Raw genomic sequence first — 20,344 nt, 5'->3', positions numbered from 1 at the left:
TATACACTAGCCTTCATCATGATATCTACGATAATATATATATTATCGTGGATTTTTTAGTTTATAGCTATTTAGGAAAAGACTTGATATTTATAACCACTATAATATTGAGTGTATATATGAATTAATTTATAATTTTTTACTCATAATATTAGTAATGAATATATTGTAATGTATGTCAATATTATAACTACACTAATATTATTAAATTATCTACTTATTATTTAGGATAAAGGAGTATACCATTGAAGAAATTTATAATGTTTTTAATAATTATATTTTTATCAGCATTTCTAAGTTTTAAGTATATATACTTAATTAGAAATGAAGCCTCAGTATATAATAGCGATGGAATATACTATATTTCTAAAGTTGATAATAAGTCATTTTATATTTACAGGTATGGAAAATGGGAGAAGTCCTTTGTTAAAGGTTTAAATATTGGGGCAGCAAAACCAGGTAATTTTCCAGGAGAATTAGCCATAACAAAAGAAGAGTATTTGAGATGGTTTAAGCAAATATCTGACATGAATGCGGACACAATAAGAGCATATACCATACTTAAACCTGATTTTTATGATGCATTATATGAGTATAATAAAACCTCCTTGAAGCCTTTATATATTTTTCAGGGAGTATGGGTTAATGAAGATAATATATCAAATTTTGAAGATGCCCATAACCCAATAATCAAGGATGGTTTTAAAGAAGATATAAGAACAATTATTGATATAATTCATGGAAATGCTGAGCTTAAACCACAAAGAGGGCATGCTAGTGGAGTTTATACAAAAGATGTATCACTTTATGTAATGGGATGGATATTAGGACTTGAATGGGATCCAAACTTTGTAGAAAACACAAATAAAATTAATGAAAACCTTAATAGTTTTGATGGGAAGTACTTATATACAGAAAAAGCCTCACCTTTTGAAGTATTTTTAGCACAGTCAGGAGATTATGCTATAGACTACGAAACTGAAAATTACAAAATGCAAAGACCTTTAAGTTTTACTAATTGGGTCACTACAGATACGCTAAAACATCCTAATGAACCTCTAAAAAAGGAAGATATGGTTGAAGTAAACACAGAGCATATAAAGAAAAGTGATTCCTTTAAACCAGGGCTTTTTGCATCATATCACGTATATCCTTACTATCCAGAGTTTATGAATTATCAACATGATTATGCAACATATACAGATAAGGATAACAAGATAAATACTTATAAAGCTTATTTAAAGGATTTAATAAAAGAACATACAGTACCAGTATTAATAGCAGAATTTGGTATACCGGCATCAAGAGGAAAGGCTCATAATAATATTCATATAGGGTATAATCAGGGAAATGTAGATGAAAAAAGTCAAGGTGAAATGAATGCAGCAATGCTTCAGGATATTTATGATGAAGGTTATGCTGGAGGACTAGTTTTTACATGGCAAGATGAATGGTTTAAAAGAACATGGAATACTATGGATTTAGATTTAGCAGATAGAAGATCATATTGGTCTAATCCTCAAACTAATGAGCAGGAGTTTGGAGTTTTAGCATTTGACCCTGGAAAAGATAAAAGTATATGCTATGTTGATGGAGATATTTCTGATTGGAAAAAAGATAAGCCTTTGATAGACATTGATAATATGAAAATATATGTTAAAAGCGATGAAAAATATTTATATATTATGGGAGATATAAAAGGATTTGATTTTGAAAAGGATAAATTATTTTTTCCTATTGATGTAACTCCAAACTCTGGAAATTTAAAATATGATTATTATAATTTAACCTTTAAAAGGCAAACAGATATGATTATTATATTGGATAATAAAGATGATTCAAGAATAGTTACAGATTCTTATTATGATGTTTTTTACTATATATATGCCAAACAATTAAAAATGATAGATGAAAATGAAGCTTATGAAAAAAAGAACAGTGGGATTTTTAATCCTATGTATTTATGTTTAAATAAATCATTATATTTACCTGAAGATGAAAAAACAATTCCCTTTGAAAAATATGAAACTGGGAAGTTAGTTTTAGGGGATGCTAATCCAGAACATAAGAATTTTAATTCATTAACTGATTATGCTGTAAATGAAGATAAAGTAGAAATTAGAATACCTTGGCAACTTTTAAATGTTATGGATCCCTCTACAAAAATAGTTATGAATGATTTCTATGAAAAGAAGGAAATAACACCATTAAAAATAGAAAATCTATATGTAGGTGGAATTCTAATAAAAAATAATGTTGTATCACAAAATAGCAACATGGAGTATTACACTTGGGACGAATGGGAAAATCCAACTTATCACGAAAGACTAAAACCTTCTTATGACATCTTAAAAAAAGCTTTCGAGTCAATTGGATCGTGATACTGTAGTTTATTTTCAATATTTAAATTAGATTCAAGAATACATAATTTCTTAGAATGAAGAGGCAAATATGGAGCAATACGTTTATTTATCAATAATATTTTTTTCGATAATAATATTTTTCTTACATCTTTATCTTATATACGAAAAATTCATAGGAGATTACAAGAGTAGAAAAATACATAAATACTCTGGAAGTTTAGTGCCTTGTATTAATTCTATTGTGAGTGAAGTTATACATGGCAAAGATGTAGATTATTCTACACTAGAAAACATTAAAAAAGCATGTAAAAATAAATATAAAAGAGAAATTATTGAAGAAAGATTAATATATTATTTTGAAAATTATAAAGGTGAATTTTTATCAAAGCTTACATATTTGTGCCAAGATATTGGAATTATTCAATATGAAATAAAACAACTAGAAAATGGCGATTTTTTCAAAAAGGCTTTAGCTGCTAAAAAGCTAGGGGAATTTAGAAACAAAACATGTGTTGATAAATTACTATATGAACTAAGCAAGTCAAACAGTGACGTAAAATACGCTATTCTTTTAGCTCTTGCAAAGATAGGAGAAGAAAACTCTTTTCTTTGCGCATTTAAAAATATTGATTCAGAAGTAATTCTTAGTGAAAGAAGTTTAATAGAAATAGTTGATAGTTTTGAAGGTGACAAAAATAAAATCTATAAATATATGATAAATTGCGAGAATAGTTTTATTGCTAGTGTATTTATTAAGTCAGCAGGCAACTATAAAGATATATCATTAAGCCATGATATATCAAAATATTTATTTAACGAAAATAAAGAACTAAGGATTGCATGCGTAAAAGCTATTGGAAACATAGGTGATGAAACATATTTGGATGATATTTTAAAACTTTTAGATGATAGTGAATGGGAGGTAAGGGCTATAACTGCAAAGGCGCTGGGAAACTTTGCACATGATAAAATACTAATTCCATTAGCGAAAGCACTTTCAGATGTACAATGGTACGTTAGATATAACGCTGCCACATCTATATTGTGCCATGAAAAAGGAATGAGTGTAATCTCTTCTGTTTTTAAAGGTGAGGATAAATTTTCTAAAGATATAATTATATCAGCAATAGAAAATTCATCTAATAATGATCTTTATTTGTATGAATCTTCAAATGATCCAAATAAAGTAGCATTAGCCATACAGATAAAGCAATATATTAATGAAAAAAACAAGGAGACTTGCATATGAATATAATGTTTGTCAAACAAATATTTATAGCTTTTGATAATAGTATACTTTATTATATATTAATTGTTAATTTTATATATTTTATGCAGTTGATTTTAGCTGCCTTTGGTTTATATGATTATGTTAATAAAATGCATTATTCTGATTATAAAAAATATACGGTTTCTACAAACATGATACCCATTTCAATGCTTGTACCTGCTTACAATGAGGAAAGTACCATAGTAGACAACATAAAATCTCTATTATCTTTGCATTACCCATCCCATGAAGTTATAGTTATTAATGATGGATCAAAAGACAACACTTTAAAAAAGGTAATTGAAGCTTACAATTTAAAAGAAGTAAATCAACCAATAAGATATTTAATAAAAACAAAAAAAGTTAGAGGTATATACAAAAATATAAATATTCCAAAGCTTACTTTAATAGATAAAGAAAATGGTGGAAAGGCAGATGCTCTTAATGTAGGAATAAACGTATCGAAATACCCAATATTTATATCTATAGATGCTGATTCAATACTTGAAAGTGATTCATTAGTTAGAGTAATAATGCCATTCATTGAAGATAAACTAACACTAGCTGTTGGTGGAATTGTTAGAATCATTAATGGTAGTAAGGTTAAGGATGGAAAATTAGAATCCATTGGACTGCCAAGTAATAGTTTAGCAATGTTTCAGATTGTTGAATATTTAAGGGCATTTCTTACAGGAAGAATGGGTTGGGATGCAATAGGGTGTTTATTAATTATTTCTGGTGCCTTTGGAGCATTTAAGAAAGATGTAGTCGTGCAAGTAAGTGGATATAGTTGTAATACTATTGGAGAAGATATGGAATTAATAATTAAAATTCACAAGTATTTAAGACAAAATAATTCACAATATAAAGTGAAATTTGTACCTGATCCTGTTTGCTGGACACAGGTACCTGAAAATATAAAGGATTTAAGAGGGCAAAGGAGAAGATGGCAAATTGGTTTAATGGATAGCTTATTTCGACATAAAGAATTACTATTAAATCCTAAGGCTGGGATAATAGGAATGTTGGGAGTTCCTTATTTCTGGATTTTTGAAATGATAGGTCCGGTAATTGAAGCTTTAGGTTATATTCTTATTCCATTATCTTATGTTTTGGGGTTACTCAATACTTCGTATTTTATATTGTTTTCAGTTGCATCTATATTTTATGGTGTAATATTATCTTTAGGTGCAATTTTGCTAGAACAATATACTTTTGGTAAATATCCATCAATAAAACAGTTGCTAAAACTTTCATGGTATGGTATTATAGAAAATTTTGGATACAGACAAATGACAACACTCTTTAAAATAGAAGCAATTATAAGATTTAAAAAACTTAGAAATAGTTGGGGGGAAATAAAAAGAGAGAGTTTCAATGAATAGCAGTAATATTGGAAGTATGAAAAATATAAATGAAAAAGTCTAAATTATAAAATTGAGTACTAACGGCCCATATGAGGTTTTGTGGATATCTTACAGTGCTTCGCTTTAAACATAAAACTTACGAAAGATATATTAACCTTGATGGTGTTAATATATCTTTTTTTGCTCATATTATGTTAAAATAGTCATTAAGTACAGTTTGAGTGTAAGGAAGTGAAAATTATGCCTATATTTAAATTGACAAAAGAAATTGTCTTTCCAAATCCAGAGTTTTCTGAAGAAGATGGACTTTTGGCAATTGGAGGAGATTTATCTTTAGAAAGATTAATATTAGCTTATTGTAATGGTATATTTCCATGGTATAACGAGGGTGAACCAATTCTTTGGTGGTGTCCGAAACCTAGATTTATAATAATACCTAAAGATGTGAAAATTTCTAAATCAATGAAGAAACTTATTATAAAAGAAGACTTCAAGGTAACCTTTAATAATGACTTTACAGGAGTAATAAGTAATTGTAAATCAATGAGAGAAATTAATGATGAAGGAACTTGGATTACTGATGATATGAAAGATGCATATGTAAATCTCTTTAATAATGGTTATGCAATGAGTGTTGAAACATATATTGATGAAGAATTAGTTGGAGGATTATACGGAGTTAAAATAGGAAAATGCTTTTTTGGAGAGAGTATGTTTTCTAAAGTAAGCAATGCATCTAAAATAGCATTAATAAAGCTCTCAGAAAAACTAAATAAAGAAGATTTCATATTTATAGATTGCCAAATGCATACAAATCATTTAGAAAGTATGGGTGGAAAGTTTGTAGAGTGGAGTATTTATAAGGATTTACTCAACAAAGGGATAGAATTCAATAAAGTTATTAAGGCACAATCAAAAAAATAGTTTAGATTTGTTAATTGGGTATATATAAGGTATTATTGTATATGCCCAATTAATCTTTAAATAAATAAATGAATAAGGTGTGTTGAAAAATGGAAGATTTTAAAAAAGCAATTAATGAAATAATAAAAGAAGATATTATAAAATTAGTTATTAGCAATAAAATTAGTAAAAATTCAGAATATAATAAAATAACATTTATATTTAAAGAAAGTAATAATAAACAATATTATCAAATTGAAAAATACACTGATAAGCAGGTATTTCATGAAAATATTGATCTGGATATTTTAGAAGAAAAAGTTTTAGAGTATGTACCATCAAGCTATAAACAAATTTCAGCTTGGTCAAGTACCACTACTTTCGAATTGAAAATATCTAAAAAAGGTAAGTTTTTATTAAGCAAGAAAAAAAGTGATAATGTAAAGCTCGTTAATAAAGAGCATAATAAAGAAAAAAATTATATTTTAAAAGAAGGTATGATTATTCAGCCTCTTATAGATTTGGGAATTTTTACGAAAGAGGGTAAAGTAATTAATTCAAAGTATGATAAGTATAAGCAAATAAATAAGTTTGTGGAAATTATTGATGATGAAATTAAAAAGAATGATTTTAAGGAACTTACTATTTTAGATTTTGGATGTGGAAAGTCTTATTTAACATTTGTATTATATTATTACTTTGTAGAAATTAAAAAAATTAATGTAAAAATGATAGGATTAGATCTTAAAGCTGATGTAATTAAAAAGTGTAATGATATAGCTAAACGTTATAATTATGAGAATTTACATTTTGAGCTTGGAGATATAAATGGGTTTAAATACAATAATAAAGTTGATATGGTAATATCATTACATGCATGTGATACTGCTACTGATTATGCTTTATACAATGCAATAAAGTGGAATACTAAAATGATTTTCTCTGTCCCTTGTTGCCAACATGAATTCAATCATCAAATGAAAGCAGAATCATTATCTATATTAACAAAGTATGGAATAGTACAAGAACGAATTGCTGCGCTTATGACAGATTCAGTACGTGCAAATCTATTAGAAAGTGTAGGATATAAAACTCAACTTCTAGAATTTATAGATATAGCACATTCCCCTAAAAATATATTGATTAGGGCAACAAAGTCTAATATATCTAAAGACCAAAAGGAAAAGGCTTTAGATGAAGTTAGAAATTTAATGAATCAATTTAACGTTAGTCCAACACTATTTAATTTACTAAAAGAAGATAATTTAATTTAAAATTTAATTTGCTGAAAGCATTCTACATTTTTTAGCATATGTAGTGAAAGATAATAAAGAGTTTCAATATTTTTTAATAAATATTGAAACTTTTTTTAATTTAAATTCAAATCAAAAAATTATGTACACTTAAATAAGGTAATGAATATATTATTAGTGTGGTGATAATAGTATGAGAAAAATGTATTTTAATAATTCTAAATTTAATAATGTGAAAGTATTAACATCAATACCAACTGAGATTATATTAGAAGGAAGTACTATAAATTTTTTGAATTTAAATCCTGTAGCTACTAATTTTGATGGCAATAGGGTAAAGCTTACAGGAGACTTTAAAGATTCACAAGTACAAATAACATCCTCATGTATTTTAGAAAGTGGTGAAGAATTTTCATTAAATAATGATAATAAAATTAATGTGCATTCATCTAATCCGATAATACTAAATCCCTTGGGTGATTTTAATAGAATAACAGGAATAGTCATAACTTCTCCTTGTAATATTGTTACTACAGAGGTTAAAACAATAGAAGACTTAAATATATTTATTAATATAGAAGACTTTGAAGATAAAAATGTAGGAATAATAGGCGATTTTTCAGGCTGTAATTTTTACATAGAATCTAAGTGTTTTATGAAGCTAGATGGAAAGATAAATAATTTAAGTGTTAATGATTCAGCAAAAGATACTAATGTTTGGCTGAATCCAGGTAGTAAAATAGCTTCAGGAACGGTAGGTTCTATGATTTATATATCAGGACAAGATGAAGATATGGATAACTTTAAAAATAGTGTAGTTAGTGGAACAAATTATGTAATTAAGCAAGATAAAGCCTATATAATTACCATTAATAATGGAGAGGGTAGCGTAGGTTTTTTATTAAATAAAGTTGGAAAATATAAAATTAGTGTTTATATTCAAATTGATAATGAAAAAGTTAATTTAGGAAATCCAATTAATATTGATATAAGCCAATGACAAATGATAAATACTTAAAACTATATTTTTTATAGTTTTAAAAAATTTTAGGAGATGATTTTTATGGCTAATATGATATTAACATTGGAAACAGTAAATAAAGATGATGGAATTGTTATTAACCTTGCAGGTAGAACCCTTACTTCTGATTTAACAGACACTGAAGTAAAAGTACTGAAATTAGATGGCACTAGTTTTGCAGCTGCGACTTATTATCTTTCAACTACTGGACCTTCATCAGCAACTATAAAAGGTGGTTCTTCTGCTTCGCCAGCAAGCTTTTTAGCGACAGATTTATTACTAATACAAGTAACAGAATCAGATGAAAGTCAAGTATCAAATAGAGTTTCAGTAGATTTATCTGAAGTTTTAAGTGCAACTCAAACCTACCAATACTATTCTCAAATGCCTAGTCAAGCAGGAGAATATAAAATGGATTTATTAACTGTAAATGATGAGACAGCTGGTGATACTTCACCTGCATTCACATTAATAGATCCAAAATTAGCAACTATATTAGTACCTGTTTATAAATCTTATTTAACTCCAGTAATAGGTCAAGTAGCTACTGTAGCTGTTGATTTTGGAGCTTCTGTGACCGGAACTTACCAAGTTGTATTTAGTGCTGATCAACAATAATAACAACTCTTATAAAGGATGATTTTATGATTAATTCTTTAGAATTAATTCTTATAGATGTAAATTTATTAGGTATTAAAATTAACGTTAAGAATAGAACAAGTCCTGATATTTTAACAAAAGAAATTGTTAAGGTTAGAAAATACTATGAAGATAATCTTAACTTTAATGATGCTGATTATGAAATAAAAAGCGATGCTACAACAACCAATGCTACCATTGTGTCTATAACAAATGATGGAAAATATACTGATTTTTCTCAAGATGATTTATTATTAATACAAATAATAGATACTAATGGGGAGATATCTGATAGAATTTCATTGGATTTTAAAGAACAGTTTAAACTTCAAAGTTCTGCAACTACTAAATATGAAATGCCAGAACAAGTTGGTGGCTATAAATTAAAGTTATTAAGTATAAATGATATATATCTTAATAATATAGAATCAGAAAAATTTGACTTATGTTCGACACCTGGTAATGATAGTACGATAACCATAAATAAAAGTTATCTTACAAGATTTGCTGGTCAAATATGCTTAGTAACTAATGTATTAACTGATGTCACAGCTAATGGCAATTACCAAATAGAATTTAGTGCTAATAAACAATCTAGCTAAATAAACCGTAGTATAAATTCTTAATAGAAATTTAAGCCTAGGTATAAAGCCTAGGCTTTTTTAGGAGAGATAGAAAATGAAATATGTTATTAAGCTTATAGAAATAGAAATAAATTATATAATAATAGAAATTACTCCAGCTATAAAGTTACTATCCTCTTCACTTCTTAAGTGCTTTCTAAATTGTAGAAACTATGAAGATTTTACAATACAAAGTCTGGATGAGATGGATTCAATATATAAGATTATTCCTAAAAAAAATTTCACTATATATGATGAAGTAGGTTTATGTATAAAGGGAGAAAATATTAATTCAAATTACATCAAAGTGCATTTATGTAAAGAATATAAGGAAAATAAAGGATTATTTGTTTATGAAGTTCCTACAACTAAAAGTGGAAATTATACTTTTAATTTAGAAAGCTTAAATGATACCAATTTTAAAATAGAAGTTCATGATCAAATTATTTGTAATGGAGTTAGTGATCAAAGCTATATTAGTACTGAAAAGCAAAATTATAGTATCGATGAAAATATAAATTTGAAAATTAATATTTTTGATAAAGATAATAAAAAGGCACCTAATGGAAAATATTTTATTTACGTTAATATTGAAGAGATATTATAAAAACTTAAAAACATTCAAAATAACAATTAATTAAGTTTCATCGTAATTAATTGTTATTTTTATTTTCAAACAAAATTTTATTTGTGTCTTAAGACATTTATTAATAGATATAAATATTACCATTAACGTTTACGTTATTTGTCCTAAGATTATTATAAATAATTGAAGGAATATATAAATCTCCCTTAATATTAAACATTTGAAGTTCTATATAAGTATAATCAATTAATTCATCACTTAATTCGCTTATAATTGTCATATTCCCATTTATTGTTGTAACCAAGGAAGAGTCACTAGAACCATAAGTTCTCATATTATGATTGTCAGCAAGATATAACGTTATATTATTATCTAAAGTTTGGCCTGTAAATGGATTTTCACCTGCCTCATCTAAAGGAGGATAAAAAATTGTAATTTCATTATTATGAGTGTAATATAAATATCCCTTTACTATATGAGAAGTTAAAATTTCTTTACCTCTTAAATCTTTTATATTTTGTGTAGGGTAATATTCAAATAATTCTATAGATAAAGGCTTTGCTGGTACTCCTTCATCAATATTAAATGAAAATGATAAAACATTACCACTTAAAGTTAATATACAAGGTTTAGTATTTGAGGTTGTACTAGTTATAAAATTTTGATCTTTTAGAGAATAGATTCTTAGTGTGCCAAATGAAGTGTTATTTTCTATACTTATTTCATCATAATTAGATTCTTCAGTAAATTTTAGTGATCCTATAGGAATTTCTAAATTATTACCATCCCATGGACTATCGGTTTCATTGAATTTAGAATTTGTGATAATTGTACTAGGATCAGGTTTAAAATTAAAAGTTATAGATAAAATACTTGATTTTAAGGAATCGCTGTTTAAGGAATCACTCAATGTATTCCATATAATTGAATTTACTAAAAATGGAACAGTTATTTTACTATTAGGAATATAAACTTTATTTCCTAAGTAATTTAGAGTTCTAACTTCATAATAATTTACATTTGTATATAAATTTATATCTTCAAGTAAGGCATTAGGTTTATAGAGAGTAAGATACATTGTATTGCCATCATCACTTAAAAAAATTAAATCAAACTTCTCAGTTATGCCATTATATTCTATAGTAAAATCCTCAACAAACAGATATTTTAAAGAAAGACTAAAAACAACTTTAAGAAAAGTAGCATTAATCGTTGAATTGACTACGCTTAGTGATGATATATAAGTCCCAAGGCTTAATGATTCGCTTTCTTTAAGGTTATAACCATATATATCTTTTGTTGAAGTTACATCATTAACTTTTAAATATCCTTCACCATTATAATTATTAAAGGTATTATCAGGAAAACTTAGTACAAATCCATTTTTATTAAATCCAACTAACGCTAACGGGGAACTTTTAATATTATTAATTTCTATATAGAAATCATCTTTAGATACAGTAAAAAAGGCATTATCGCCATTATAAATAAATTTTAGTGTTTTATAATCCATAACTTCAGCAGTTCCATTAAGTATGCTCAATTCTGTAGCTGGCTGTCCAAGTTTTGGTGCATTGCATAAAGGATGAATATATCCACTATTACTTTGAACATAATAAATTTCATGAAGAGTAGCGTAACCAATAGAGACTTCATTATTATCAGATAAGTATTGTGAATATTCATCTGAAAAAGTAAAAGACAAGGTATCTGCATAGGAAATTTCTTTTATAATTACATCAAGTGGAAATACAATTAATTTATCATTTATTTTAAAAGCAAAGTTATAATATTCTTTATAACTATGCTCATTTTCCTGAATCATATTTTCATTAAATTCAATAACTAAGACATTAAATCTATAAGAAACTTTTTTTAATAAAGAATAATTCATTAAATCACCTCCAAAGGTTCTCAATGTTAATATATTCATTGTTATTTGACAATGATATTAATAATTTTTTAATATGGTAATATTTTATATACAGGCATGTTCCTGTAATATATATAATACAAGTTGCTTTAAGTACTCTATAAAATTAAATATTATACAATAACGTTTTCAAATAGATTTATGGGAAATTATTACTTGAATTTAAAAATATATGTATGTATAATAATAAATTGTTGGTACACGAACAATACGTGTGAAAATAATTTCGTACATGGAGGGTTAAAATGAAAAAAACTACTTTGATTTGTTTATTACTAGCAATGGTTTTAAGTGGCTGTAGTTCTACAACTGGAACAAGTATAAACAATAATTTACAAACCACCGAATCGACTTCGGAAATCACTAAAAACCAATACATAATGGCTGGAAAAATTGCAGCAAATGATGAGGCGAATATATCTTCAAAGATTTCAGCAAAAGTTACTGGACTATCAGTTGATATTGGCTCAAATGTAAATCAAGGAGATACAATTATTACATTAGATCCACAGGATTTACAGTCAAAAGTTAACCAGGCACAGTCACAGGTTGACCAGGCACAGGCAGCAGTAAATACTGCAAAAGCAAGTTTAGCTAATGCTAATAACAGCACACGCCCTGAGCAAATAGCACAGGCACAAGCAGCTTTAGATAGTGCGACTGAAAGCTATGAAGTTACTAAAAAGAATTATGAACGTACAAAAACTTTAGTAGAAGCTGATGCAAAAACTCAGCAGGAACTTGACTCTGCAAATCAACAGCTTGTTGCAGCAGAATCACAACAGAAATCTGCACAGGAACAGTTAAATATGTTGAATAATGGTGCAACTGAAACCAGCATTGCTGTTTACCAGGCTCAGGTAGAACAAGCGGAAGCAGCTTTAAAAACTGCAGAAACATCTTTAAAAACTGCACAGACCGATTTAAGCAACGGAACTATTACAGCACCTATTTCAGGGGTAGTAAATGCTAAAAAGATTAATGTAGGTGAAATGGCTTCGCCAGGTGTAGCTCTTGTTTCAATATCTAATCCTAATGCTTTATGTGTAAATGCTTATGCACCATTAGATATTGTAAATGAACTTGAAGAAGGACAAGACGTAGTTATTAAAGTATCTGAAGTAGAAGATAAAGAATTTGAAGGAAAAATAACAGTTATAAATTCAACATTAAATTCTCAAAGTAGTAGTATTTTAGTTAAGATAACTTTGTCAGATCCAGATGCAAAATTAAAACCTGGTATGTTTGCAGAAGTCGGACTAAAGAAATAAGGAAAGAGGTGATTTTAATATGAATGAAAAACGTAAAATATTAATTATTGGAATTGTAATTGCAATTATAGTGGCATTAGGTGGAATAATATCTTATTATTGGTATGAAAATACTTATTATGTTTCAACTGAGGATGCCAAGGTTGCTGCAGATTTTATTAGCGTAACTCCACAAATTTCAGGAAAATTATTAGAGATGAATGTAGAGGAAGGCGATAAAGTTGTAAAAAATCAAATATTAGCTTGTCAGCAAATGAATAATCTTGCTGATTCAAGTGTAGAACAGTCTTTGGTAAGAGCACCTATCAACGGTATAGTTGTTAAAAAACAAGGTACAGTAGGGGAACTTTATTCAGCAGGCTCAACATTATTTACTTTGATAGATCCTGATAAACTATACATAATTACTAATATAGAAGAAACAAAAATTGGAAAGATAAAAGTTGGACAAACTGTTGATATTAATATAGATCAATATGATTCTGAAAAATTTACTGGAAAGATTAAATCAGTAGGAGAATTAACCAATTCTGCTTTATCAATGTTCTCATCATCAACTAGTGGTACATTTACAAAAGTAGTTCAAAGAATACCTGTAAAGATTGAAATTGATGAATTTGATAATAAAATACTTCCAGGAACTAATGCGGTAATTAAGATTCATGTTAAAGAATGAGGTGATAGGTAATGGAAGAGAATAAAACTCCCTCATTATTAACCGCGTGGTTAGCATTATTTGTAGTTATAATAGGAACATTTATGTCTGTACTAGACAGTAGTATAGTTAATATAGCTCTTCCTAAAATGATGTCTGTTTTTGGTATGCCTGTGGATGATGCAAAATGGATATTAACATGTTATACACTAACCCTTGGAGCTATTATACCGTTAACAGGATATCTTCAGAATATTTTTGGTTCTAAGAGAATATATATCTTTTCATTAGCTACATTTACAATAGGTTCATTCCTATGTGGATTTGCATGGAGTGGTGGAACTATGATCGCATTTCGTGTAATTCAAGCTCTTGGCGGTGGTATGATAATGCCCATAGGAATGTCAATTATATATCAAGTATTTCCTAGAGAAAAGATAGGGTTAGCTTTAGGTTATTGGGGAATAGCAGCTATGGCAGCACCTACCATAGGACCAACACTGGGTGGATTTATTATCCAAAGTATGGACTGGAGACTTATTTTTTATATTAATGTTCCTATTGGTATAGTAGGGGTAGTAATGGCTGGTATAATATTAAAAGGCGAGGAAAGAAAGCCATTTGAGTCTTTTGATGTAATAGGTTTTTTATCTTGTACAATTGCAATAGTAAGTATATTATATGTTCTTGGTGAAGGTTCTTCAATTGACTGGGGCGATATAAAAAATCCAATATTAATGACTCTTGGTTGCTTAAGTCTTGTACTATTTATAGTAAATGAACTTACTCATCCAAATCCTTTATTAGATTTACGAATTCTTAAACTTTTCGATTTTACTATAAGTTTAATTATAAGCAGTGTATTAACATTGGCACTAATGGGTGGTTCTTATATCTTACCGTTATTCTTACAAAGTGTAAGAGGCTATACAGCAATGCAGACAGGAATGATTATGCTTCCGTCTGCATTGGTAACCGGACTTTTTATGCCGATAAGTGGTAATTTATTTGATAAAGTTGGAGCAAAACCACTTGTAATACCTGGGCTTTTAATATTAGGTATAGGTTCTTTTCAACTTGCAAATGCTATAAGTATGGATTCAAGCCAATCAAACATAGTTTTGATTACTTGTATTAGATCAGTTGGTTTAGGACTTGCTATGATGCCAATTAGTACAGCAGGAATGAATGCTGTATCAAAAGAACTAGTTGGAGGGGCATCAGCTCTAAATAATACTGTAAGACAAATAGCAAGTGCACTTAGTGTAACTATAATGTCTACACTTATGACAGGAAGAAGTAATGAAAGCTATGCAAAATTAGCAGAACAGGTAACAGTTTATAATAAAACAGCTATGGACACTATAAGTACACTGACAAAAGCATTTATGCGTGACGGTCAATCACAAAGTGCTGCTAAAGTTTCTGCTGTATCTCAATTGGCAAAAATGATACAAGGTCAAGCCACTTTAGATGGAATGCAATATGCTGTTATGGTAAGTGTTGCTATAGTAGTTGTAGCTATAATTTTAACTTTCTTTATGAGAACTAGAAAATAATATCTAAAATTAAGTTAGGAAGGTGAATATATTGAATCCAGAGTCGGATTTATCAGGATGTGATAATGAATTAGTAACAAAACAGGCAGATGAAATTATTGACATATTTAAAAATATAAAAAAGACTCTTAGTTGTAAATTTAAAAAACTTGCAAAACAATATGGATTTACTCCTCAGCAACTTGCAGTCATATTTCAATTGTATAAAACTCCATCAATAACGCTTAATGAATTAAGTGATTATATGGGATTAACAAAAAGTACAGTTTCCGGAATAATAGACCGTTTGGAAAACCAAGGTGTTGTAATTAGAGAAATACCTAAAGATAATAGAAGGATCGTAAATCTATCAATTTCTAAAGAGTTTAGAAATAATAATGATATATGTAATATGAATAAGCATTTTAGCTCTGATTTAATATACAATATTATAAAAAATACAGATGCTAACGAAGTTGAAAAAATAATATATGGATTAAGACAATTTTATTTATTATTAAACAACAATGATTAATATTAATTTCTTATTATAATGGATATAGTAGATGACTTTTATATTAATTTAAATTGCTTTTAAAATTTAAAAATCAAATAGTATATTTTAGATGATTGTATAATTAAAATTATATAATAAATAAATTAACCACTCATTTATGAGTGGTTAATTTATTTGGCATTAATTCTATTTAAAGTTATAAGCTATTTATAATTAGTACGGAATGAAGGTTCATCTTCTCCACTAGGACTTTTTTCATTTGCTTTATTTTTAACTTCTTTAGCATAATTTCGAGATGTTGGATCAGATGTACTTTTTGTGTGTGAATTATCAGAACTGTTATTATTCATATTAAATCCTCCTCAAGAATAAGTTGATTTCTATATTAGCTTATCCAGAATATTAGAAAATATTATTTATTCTGTATTAGTTTTTTGAATAATTATCTTTTAAATAAGCGACACTGTCTTAGCTAGCACTTTTTCAGTATATAAGTTCTTAATTGTGCAATGGCACTTTTTTAAAATGTGCATATTCTTCAGAATAAATAAGAGTTAGAATATATATGGTTTGAATTGTTATTCTTATTTAGATTAGTTATAATACATTTGAATGAAGATAAAATTATAAATTTTTAAACTTTACATAAAATAAAGTTATGTATAAAATGAAAGTAGGAAGGGAGGGCATACATTGAAAAGAATTAATATTTTAAATGAAGATACAGCTAATAAGATTGCAGCAGGAGAAGTTGTTGAAAGACCCTCTTCAGTAGTTAAAGAATTAGTTGAGAATTCTATAGACGCCAATTCTAAAAACATAGTAATTGAAATAGAGGAAGGTGGAACATCACTTATTAGAATTATTGATGACGGTGATGGAATTTATAAAGATGACATAGATAAGGCTTTTCTTCCTCATGCTACTAGTAAGATTAATAAATCGGAAGACATCTACAATATACATACTTTAGGTTTTAGAGGAGAAGCACTTCCATCCATAGCATCTGTAGCTAAGGTTAATTTGAAATCTAAACAAGAAAATCAAGAATTCGGTTGCGAAATATCTATTGAAGGTGGAAGACAGTCTTGTGTTACAGAATGCGGAGTAAATAAAGGTACAATAATAGAAGTTCGTGATTTGTTTTTTAATGTACCTGCTAGAAAAAAATTCTTAAAGTCTGTATCTAAAGAAGGCTCTTTAATAAATGATATAATAACTAGACTTGCCTTAGCTAATCCAAAAGTTAGTTTTAAATTATACAATAACAATAAGAAAATTCTTCATACTTTTGGTAATGGAGACCTTAAAGATGTAATAAGAACTATATATGGAAAGTCTATAACTGATAATATCCTTTATTATGACGATGCTTCTGATCTTATAACTGTTTATGGTTATATAGGAAAAGAAGAAATAGCTAGAGGCTCTAGAAATAATCAAAGTATTTTTGTAAATAAAAGATATATTAAAAATAGATCACTAGGCGTAGCTGTTGAACAAGCATTTAAATCTTTTTCAACAGTAAGTAAGTTTCCTTTCTTTATATTATTTATAGAAGTATATCCAGAATACGTAGATGTTAATATTCATCCAACTAAAGCAGAAGTAAAATTTAATGATGAGAGAATAATCTTTAAAAAGATTTTTGGAGCAGTTCATACGGCCTTAAAAAATGAGGTTTTTGAAACCTTTGCGATAAAAGAAGATGAAGAAAATATTAAGAGTGCTACAATTCCAAGTTTTGAAGAAATAACATTTGCAATAAAAGAAGAAGAGGAAAAAGTTAAATTTGCAAATACAGTAGTTAAGACTATGATTGAAGAAGGTAAAGATCTAAAAGCACATAATGTTTACTCAAATCAAGATAAAACAGCAACTACATATGTTTCAAATTTAGAATATGATAATAATTCATCAATAATTAAAAGTGATAATAATGATGAATTTAATAAGAGCATAATTGATATTCCTATAGATCTCAAAGTAACAGAAAGGGATACTTCAATAAATTTAGAAAATAAAAACTCAATAGGTTTAAGTAATAATTTAAATTCAGAAATTACAAATGAGAATATGAATGAAACTGCATGTTCGAACAAATGTTCTGTTATAGTAAAAACCTCATTCGATGAGGCTATTACTAGTTCTGTTAATAATTCCCATAATATAAATTTACAAGATTCCAAAGAAAATAATATTTCAAAACCAATAGCTAAGTTTCCACCAATTACTATAATTGGTCAATATAACAAGACTTATGTATTAGGGGAGCATGACGGAACATTGTATATGATTGATCAGCATGCGGCTCATGAGAAGATTTTATTTGAAAGATATTTAAAGGAAATTGAAACAGGAGATATTATAATTCAACCTCTTATGATTCCAAGTGTAATTGATTTAAGTATAGATGATTATTCTTATTTTGAGGATAATAAAGAGGTATTTAAAGATGCAGGATTTTTACTTCAAGAGTTTGGGGGGAATTCATTATCATTAAAAGAAGTTCCATATTTTCTAGGAAAGCTTAATCCTAAAAATTTGTTTTTAGATATACTTGATAATCTAAAAAATTTAGGTAATGGAAAGACTAGTGAAGTTAAACATAATGCAATAGCCAGCAAAGCTTGTAAGGCAGCTATTAAGGGGAATGATAAGTTGGAAATGAATGAACTGATGAAACTTGTTGAAGATTTAAGATATATTGATGATCCTTTTCACTGTCCACATGGTAGACCTGTAATAATAAAGTTTACAAGCGTAGATATTGATAAGAAATTTAGAAGAATAATATAATTAAGTAGTGACAAGCACATGAAAGGAAGAAATAATGAAACAAAAATTATTAGTAATTGGAGGTCCAACCGCAGTGGGGAAGACTGATCTTTCTATAAAACTCGCAAAGAAATTAAATGGAGAAATTATTTCAGCTGACTCTATGCAAATTTATAAATATATGGATATTGGTTCTGCGAAAGTAACAAAAGATGAGATGGATGGAATTAAGCATTATCTAATTAATACTATAACTCCTGATGTTCTATTTTCAGTGGCTGATTTTAAAGAATATGGTGATAAAGCGTTAAATGAGATTGTTTCGAAAGGGAAATTACCAATAATATCTGGTGGAACAGGGCTGTATATTAATTCGTTAACTTGCAATATGACTTTTACAGAAGCAGAAAAAGATGAAAACTATAGAAAATACTTAGAAAGTTTAGCCCTAGAAAAAGGTAATATATACATACATGAAATGTTAAAAGAATGCGATCCTATAAGCTACGAAGAAATACATCCTAATAACAGAAAAAGAGTTATTAGAGCATTAGAAGTGTTTAAACTTACAAATAAACCATTTAGTTCTTATAATGCTGGAGAAGATTTTTATAGTAGTAATTATGATATATACTATTATGTATTAACTATGGATAGGGAAAAGTTATATGAAAGAATAAATAAAAGAGTAGATATCATGATGGAAAAAGGACTATTAGATGAATGTATAAGATTAAAAGAAATGGGATATACTTCAGATATTCAATCAATGCAAGGCATAGGATATAAAGAAATTTTATATCATTTGGAAGGTAAAATTTCTTTAAAGGAAGCAATTAATATGATAAAGCAAGGATCAAGAAACTATGCTAAAAGACAATTAACCTGGTTTAGACGCGACACTCGATGTGTATTTTTAGATAAAGATAAAATGAGTGATGATGAAATTTTAGATAAAGTTATTAATGACATAAGAAACAACTAGGGTTATAATATTAATATCAAGTGAAATTTGATTCAGGTGTGGTTTAATTACCATCTGAATCTTAGCTGAACTTATCCCCACAAGGAGGACCACGTAACCACAAGGGTCACAATGTCCAGAAACGTGCAACCGTTACCTCATACTTAAAAAAGGCGGAGGGTTATGGATGCTAGTTATCGGATAAAATTATTTATGGAGGTGTTATATTTTGGTAAATAAACAACAAAGCAATCTACAAGATATTTTTTTAAACAACGCAAGAAAAAATAAGTTACAATTAACTGTTCATTTATTAAATGGATTTCAATTAAAGGGTATTGTAAAAGGTTTTGATAATTTTACTGTTATTTTAGACTGCGATAATAAACAAATGCTTATATATAAGCATTCAATATCAACTATAACGCCAATTCAACCAATTTTATTTACAGATAATGAATACGAAAGTAATTAGTAAATAGGCATTAATTTTGCCTATTTATTTTGTGTGAGTCTCTAATTTGGAGTGAACGTTTTGATGCTCCAAATTTTATATTTGGTTACTTGAACTTCCACTGATAGCGAGTGTAAGACATGTTTCTTATATTCAAATTCTCGAGTTTCCTTTTAATTTGACACTTTAATTTTCAAACATAACTTTTT

Annotated in this window: 17 protein-coding genes; 16 read left to right on the top strand and 1 reads right to left on the bottom strand. The window is 27.7% G+C overall.

The genetic code is table 11. The features are described from left to right. Positions 1-245: 245 nt before the first annotated feature. The 9 genes from DIC82_13855 to DIC82_13815 all read left to right on the top strand — a co-directional run bounded on the left by DIC82_13855 (position 246) and on the right by DIC82_13815 (position 10,046). Positions 246-2,381 (top strand): family 2 glycosyl transferase, encoded by a 2,136-nt coding sequence (locus tag DIC82_13855; GenBank protein AWK52030.1) that lies wholly within the window; start codon positions 246-248, stop codon positions 2,379-2,381. Between the two features lie 70 nt (positions 2,382-2,451). Then, a complete protein-coding gene (locus DIC82_13850; GenBank protein ID AWK52029.1) occupies positions 2,452-3,612 on the top strand; it encodes a hypothetical protein in 1,161 nt (386 codons plus the stop codon). Next, the gene (locus DIC82_13845) at positions 3,609-5,018 is read left to right on the top strand and encodes a glycosyl transferase (protein AWK52028.1); all 1,410 of its coding nucleotides are present in this window, start codon (positions 3,609-3,611) and stop codon (positions 5,016-5,018) included. Before DIC82_13850 ends, DIC82_13845 begins: the two co-directional genes overlap by 4 nt. A 222-nt stretch (positions 5,019-5,240) precedes the next feature. Then, entirely contained in the window at positions 5,241-5,924 is a 684-nt protein-coding gene (locus DIC82_13840) for a leucyl/phenylalanyl-tRNA--protein transferase (GenBank protein ID AWK52027.1), read from the top strand. Positions 5,925-6,013: 89 nt separating this feature from the next. Beyond that, positions 6,014-7,177, top strand: a complete 1,164-nt coding sequence (locus DIC82_13835; protein AWK52026.1) for an SAM-dependent methyltransferase — start codon at positions 6,014-6,016, stop codon at positions 7,175-7,177. 172 nt (positions 7,178-7,349) lie between these two features. Continuing rightward, entirely contained in the window at positions 7,350-8,156 is an 807-nt protein-coding gene (locus DIC82_13830) for a hypothetical protein (GenBank protein ID AWK52025.1), read from the top strand. A gap of 63 nt (positions 8,157-8,219) precedes the next feature. Further along, a complete protein-coding gene (locus tag DIC82_13825; GenBank protein ID AWK52024.1) occupies positions 8,220-8,795 on the top strand; it encodes a hypothetical protein in 576 nt (191 codons plus the stop codon). A gap of 26 nt (positions 8,796-8,821) precedes the next feature. After that, the gene (locus DIC82_13820) at positions 8,822-9,418 is read left to right on the top strand and encodes a hypothetical protein (protein AWK52023.1); all 597 of its coding nucleotides are present in this window, start codon (positions 8,822-8,824) and stop codon (positions 9,416-9,418) included. 76 nt (positions 9,419-9,494) lie between these two features. Beyond that, entirely contained in the window at positions 9,495-10,046 is a 552-nt protein-coding gene (locus DIC82_13815; protein ID AWK52022.1) for a hypothetical protein, read from the top strand. Between the two features lie 100 nt (positions 10,047-10,146). Here the strand turns inward: DIC82_13815 and DIC82_13810 are convergent, their stop codons facing one another. Then, a complete protein-coding gene (locus tag DIC82_13810) occupies positions 10,147-11,919 on the bottom strand; it encodes a hypothetical protein (GenBank protein ID AWK52021.1) in 1,773 nt (590 codons plus the stop codon). A 284-nt stretch (positions 11,920-12,203) separates the two neighbouring features. Between DIC82_13810 and DIC82_13805 the strand changes: the two genes are divergently transcribed. The 7 genes from DIC82_13805 to hfq all read left to right on the top strand — a co-directional run bounded on the left by DIC82_13805 (position 12,204) and on the right by hfq (position 20,156). Further along, entirely contained in the window at positions 12,204-13,229 is a 1,026-nt protein-coding gene (locus DIC82_13805) for an efflux transporter periplasmic adaptor subunit (GenBank protein ID AWK52020.1), read from the top strand. 19 nt (positions 13,230-13,248) lie between these two features. Further along, a complete protein-coding gene (locus tag DIC82_13800) occupies positions 13,249-13,905 on the top strand; it encodes a hemolysin D (protein AWK52019.1) in 657 nt (218 codons plus the stop codon). Positions 13,906-13,916: 11 nt separating this feature from the next. After that, a complete protein-coding gene (locus DIC82_13795) occupies positions 13,917-15,443 on the top strand; it encodes an MFS transporter (protein ID AWK52018.1) in 1,527 nt (508 codons plus the stop codon). Positions 15,444-15,474: 31 nt separating this feature from the next. Further along, positions 15,475-15,957, top strand: coding sequence for a MarR family transcriptional regulator (locus DIC82_13790; protein AWK52017.1), 483 nt, complete (start codon positions 15,475-15,477; stop codon positions 15,955-15,957). A gap of 675 nt (positions 15,958-16,632) precedes the next feature. After that, positions 16,633-18,738 (top strand): DNA mismatch repair endonuclease MutL, encoded by a 2,106-nt coding sequence (mutL, locus tag DIC82_13785; GenBank protein AWK52016.1) that lies wholly within the window; start codon positions 16,633-16,635, stop codon positions 18,736-18,738. A gap of 34 nt (positions 18,739-18,772) precedes the next feature. Further along, a complete protein-coding gene (locus tag DIC82_13780) occupies positions 18,773-19,702 on the top strand; it encodes a tRNA (adenosine(37)-N6)-dimethylallyltransferase MiaA (GenBank protein AWK52015.1) in 930 nt (309 codons plus the stop codon). A gap of 208 nt (positions 19,703-19,910) precedes the next feature. Continuing rightward, complete coding sequence (gene hfq / locus DIC82_13775; GenBank protein ID AWK52014.1) at positions 19,911-20,156, top strand: RNA chaperone Hfq; 246 nt, start codon at positions 19,911-19,913, stop codon at positions 20,154-20,156. The last annotated feature ends 188 nt before the right edge of the window (positions 20,157-20,344 follow it).

The organism is Clostridium beijerinckii (genome assembly GCA_003129525.1).
GTDB lineage: Bacteria > Bacillota > Clostridia > Clostridiales > Clostridiaceae > Clostridium > Clostridium beijerinckii_D.
Note: the sequence above shows the minus strand (reverse complement) of the source record. Positions and strands in the feature narration are given on the sequence as shown.

Coding starts and splice junctions, on each gene's coding strand:
- DIC82_13820 (AWK52023.1), top strand. CDS start 8,822: ATGATTAATTCTTTAGAATTAATTCTTATAGATGTAAATTTATTAGGT.
- DIC82_13835 (AWK52026.1), top strand. CDS start 6,014: ATGGAAGATTTTAAAAAAGCAATTAATGAAATAATAAAAGAAGATATT.
- DIC82_13845 (AWK52028.1), top strand. CDS start 3,609: ATGAATATAATGTTTGTCAAACAAATATTTATAGCTTTTGATAATAGT.
- DIC82_13830 (AWK52025.1), top strand. CDS start 7,350: ATGAGAAAAATGTATTTTAATAATTCTAAATTTAATAATGTGAAAGTA.
- DIC82_13800 (AWK52019.1), top strand. CDS start 13,249: ATGAATGAAAAACGTAAAATATTAATTATTGGAATTGTAATTGCAATT.
- DIC82_13805 (AWK52020.1), top strand. CDS start 12,204: ATGAAAAAAACTACTTTGATTTGTTTATTACTAGCAATGGTTTTAAGT.
- DIC82_13795 (AWK52018.1), top strand. CDS start 13,917: ATGGAAGAGAATAAAACTCCCTCATTATTAACCGCGTGGTTAGCATTA.
- DIC82_13825 (AWK52024.1), top strand. CDS start 8,220: ATGGCTAATATGATATTAACATTGGAAACAGTAAATAAAGATGATGGA.
- DIC82_13810 (AWK52021.1), bottom strand. CDS start 11,919: ATGAATTATTCTTTATTAAAAAAAGTTTCTTATAGATTTAATGTCTTA.
- DIC82_13840 (AWK52027.1), top strand. CDS start 5,241: ATGCCTATATTTAAATTGACAAAAGAAATTGTCTTTCCAAATCCAGAG.
- DIC82_13850 (AWK52029.1), top strand. CDS start 2,452: ATGGAGCAATACGTTTATTTATCAATAATATTTTTTTCGATAATAATA.
- DIC82_13780 (AWK52015.1), top strand. CDS start 18,773: ATGAAACAAAAATTATTAGTAATTGGAGGTCCAACCGCAGTGGGGAAG.
- DIC82_13815 (AWK52022.1), top strand. CDS start 9,495: ATGAAATATGTTATTAAGCTTATAGAAATAGAAATAAATTATATAATA.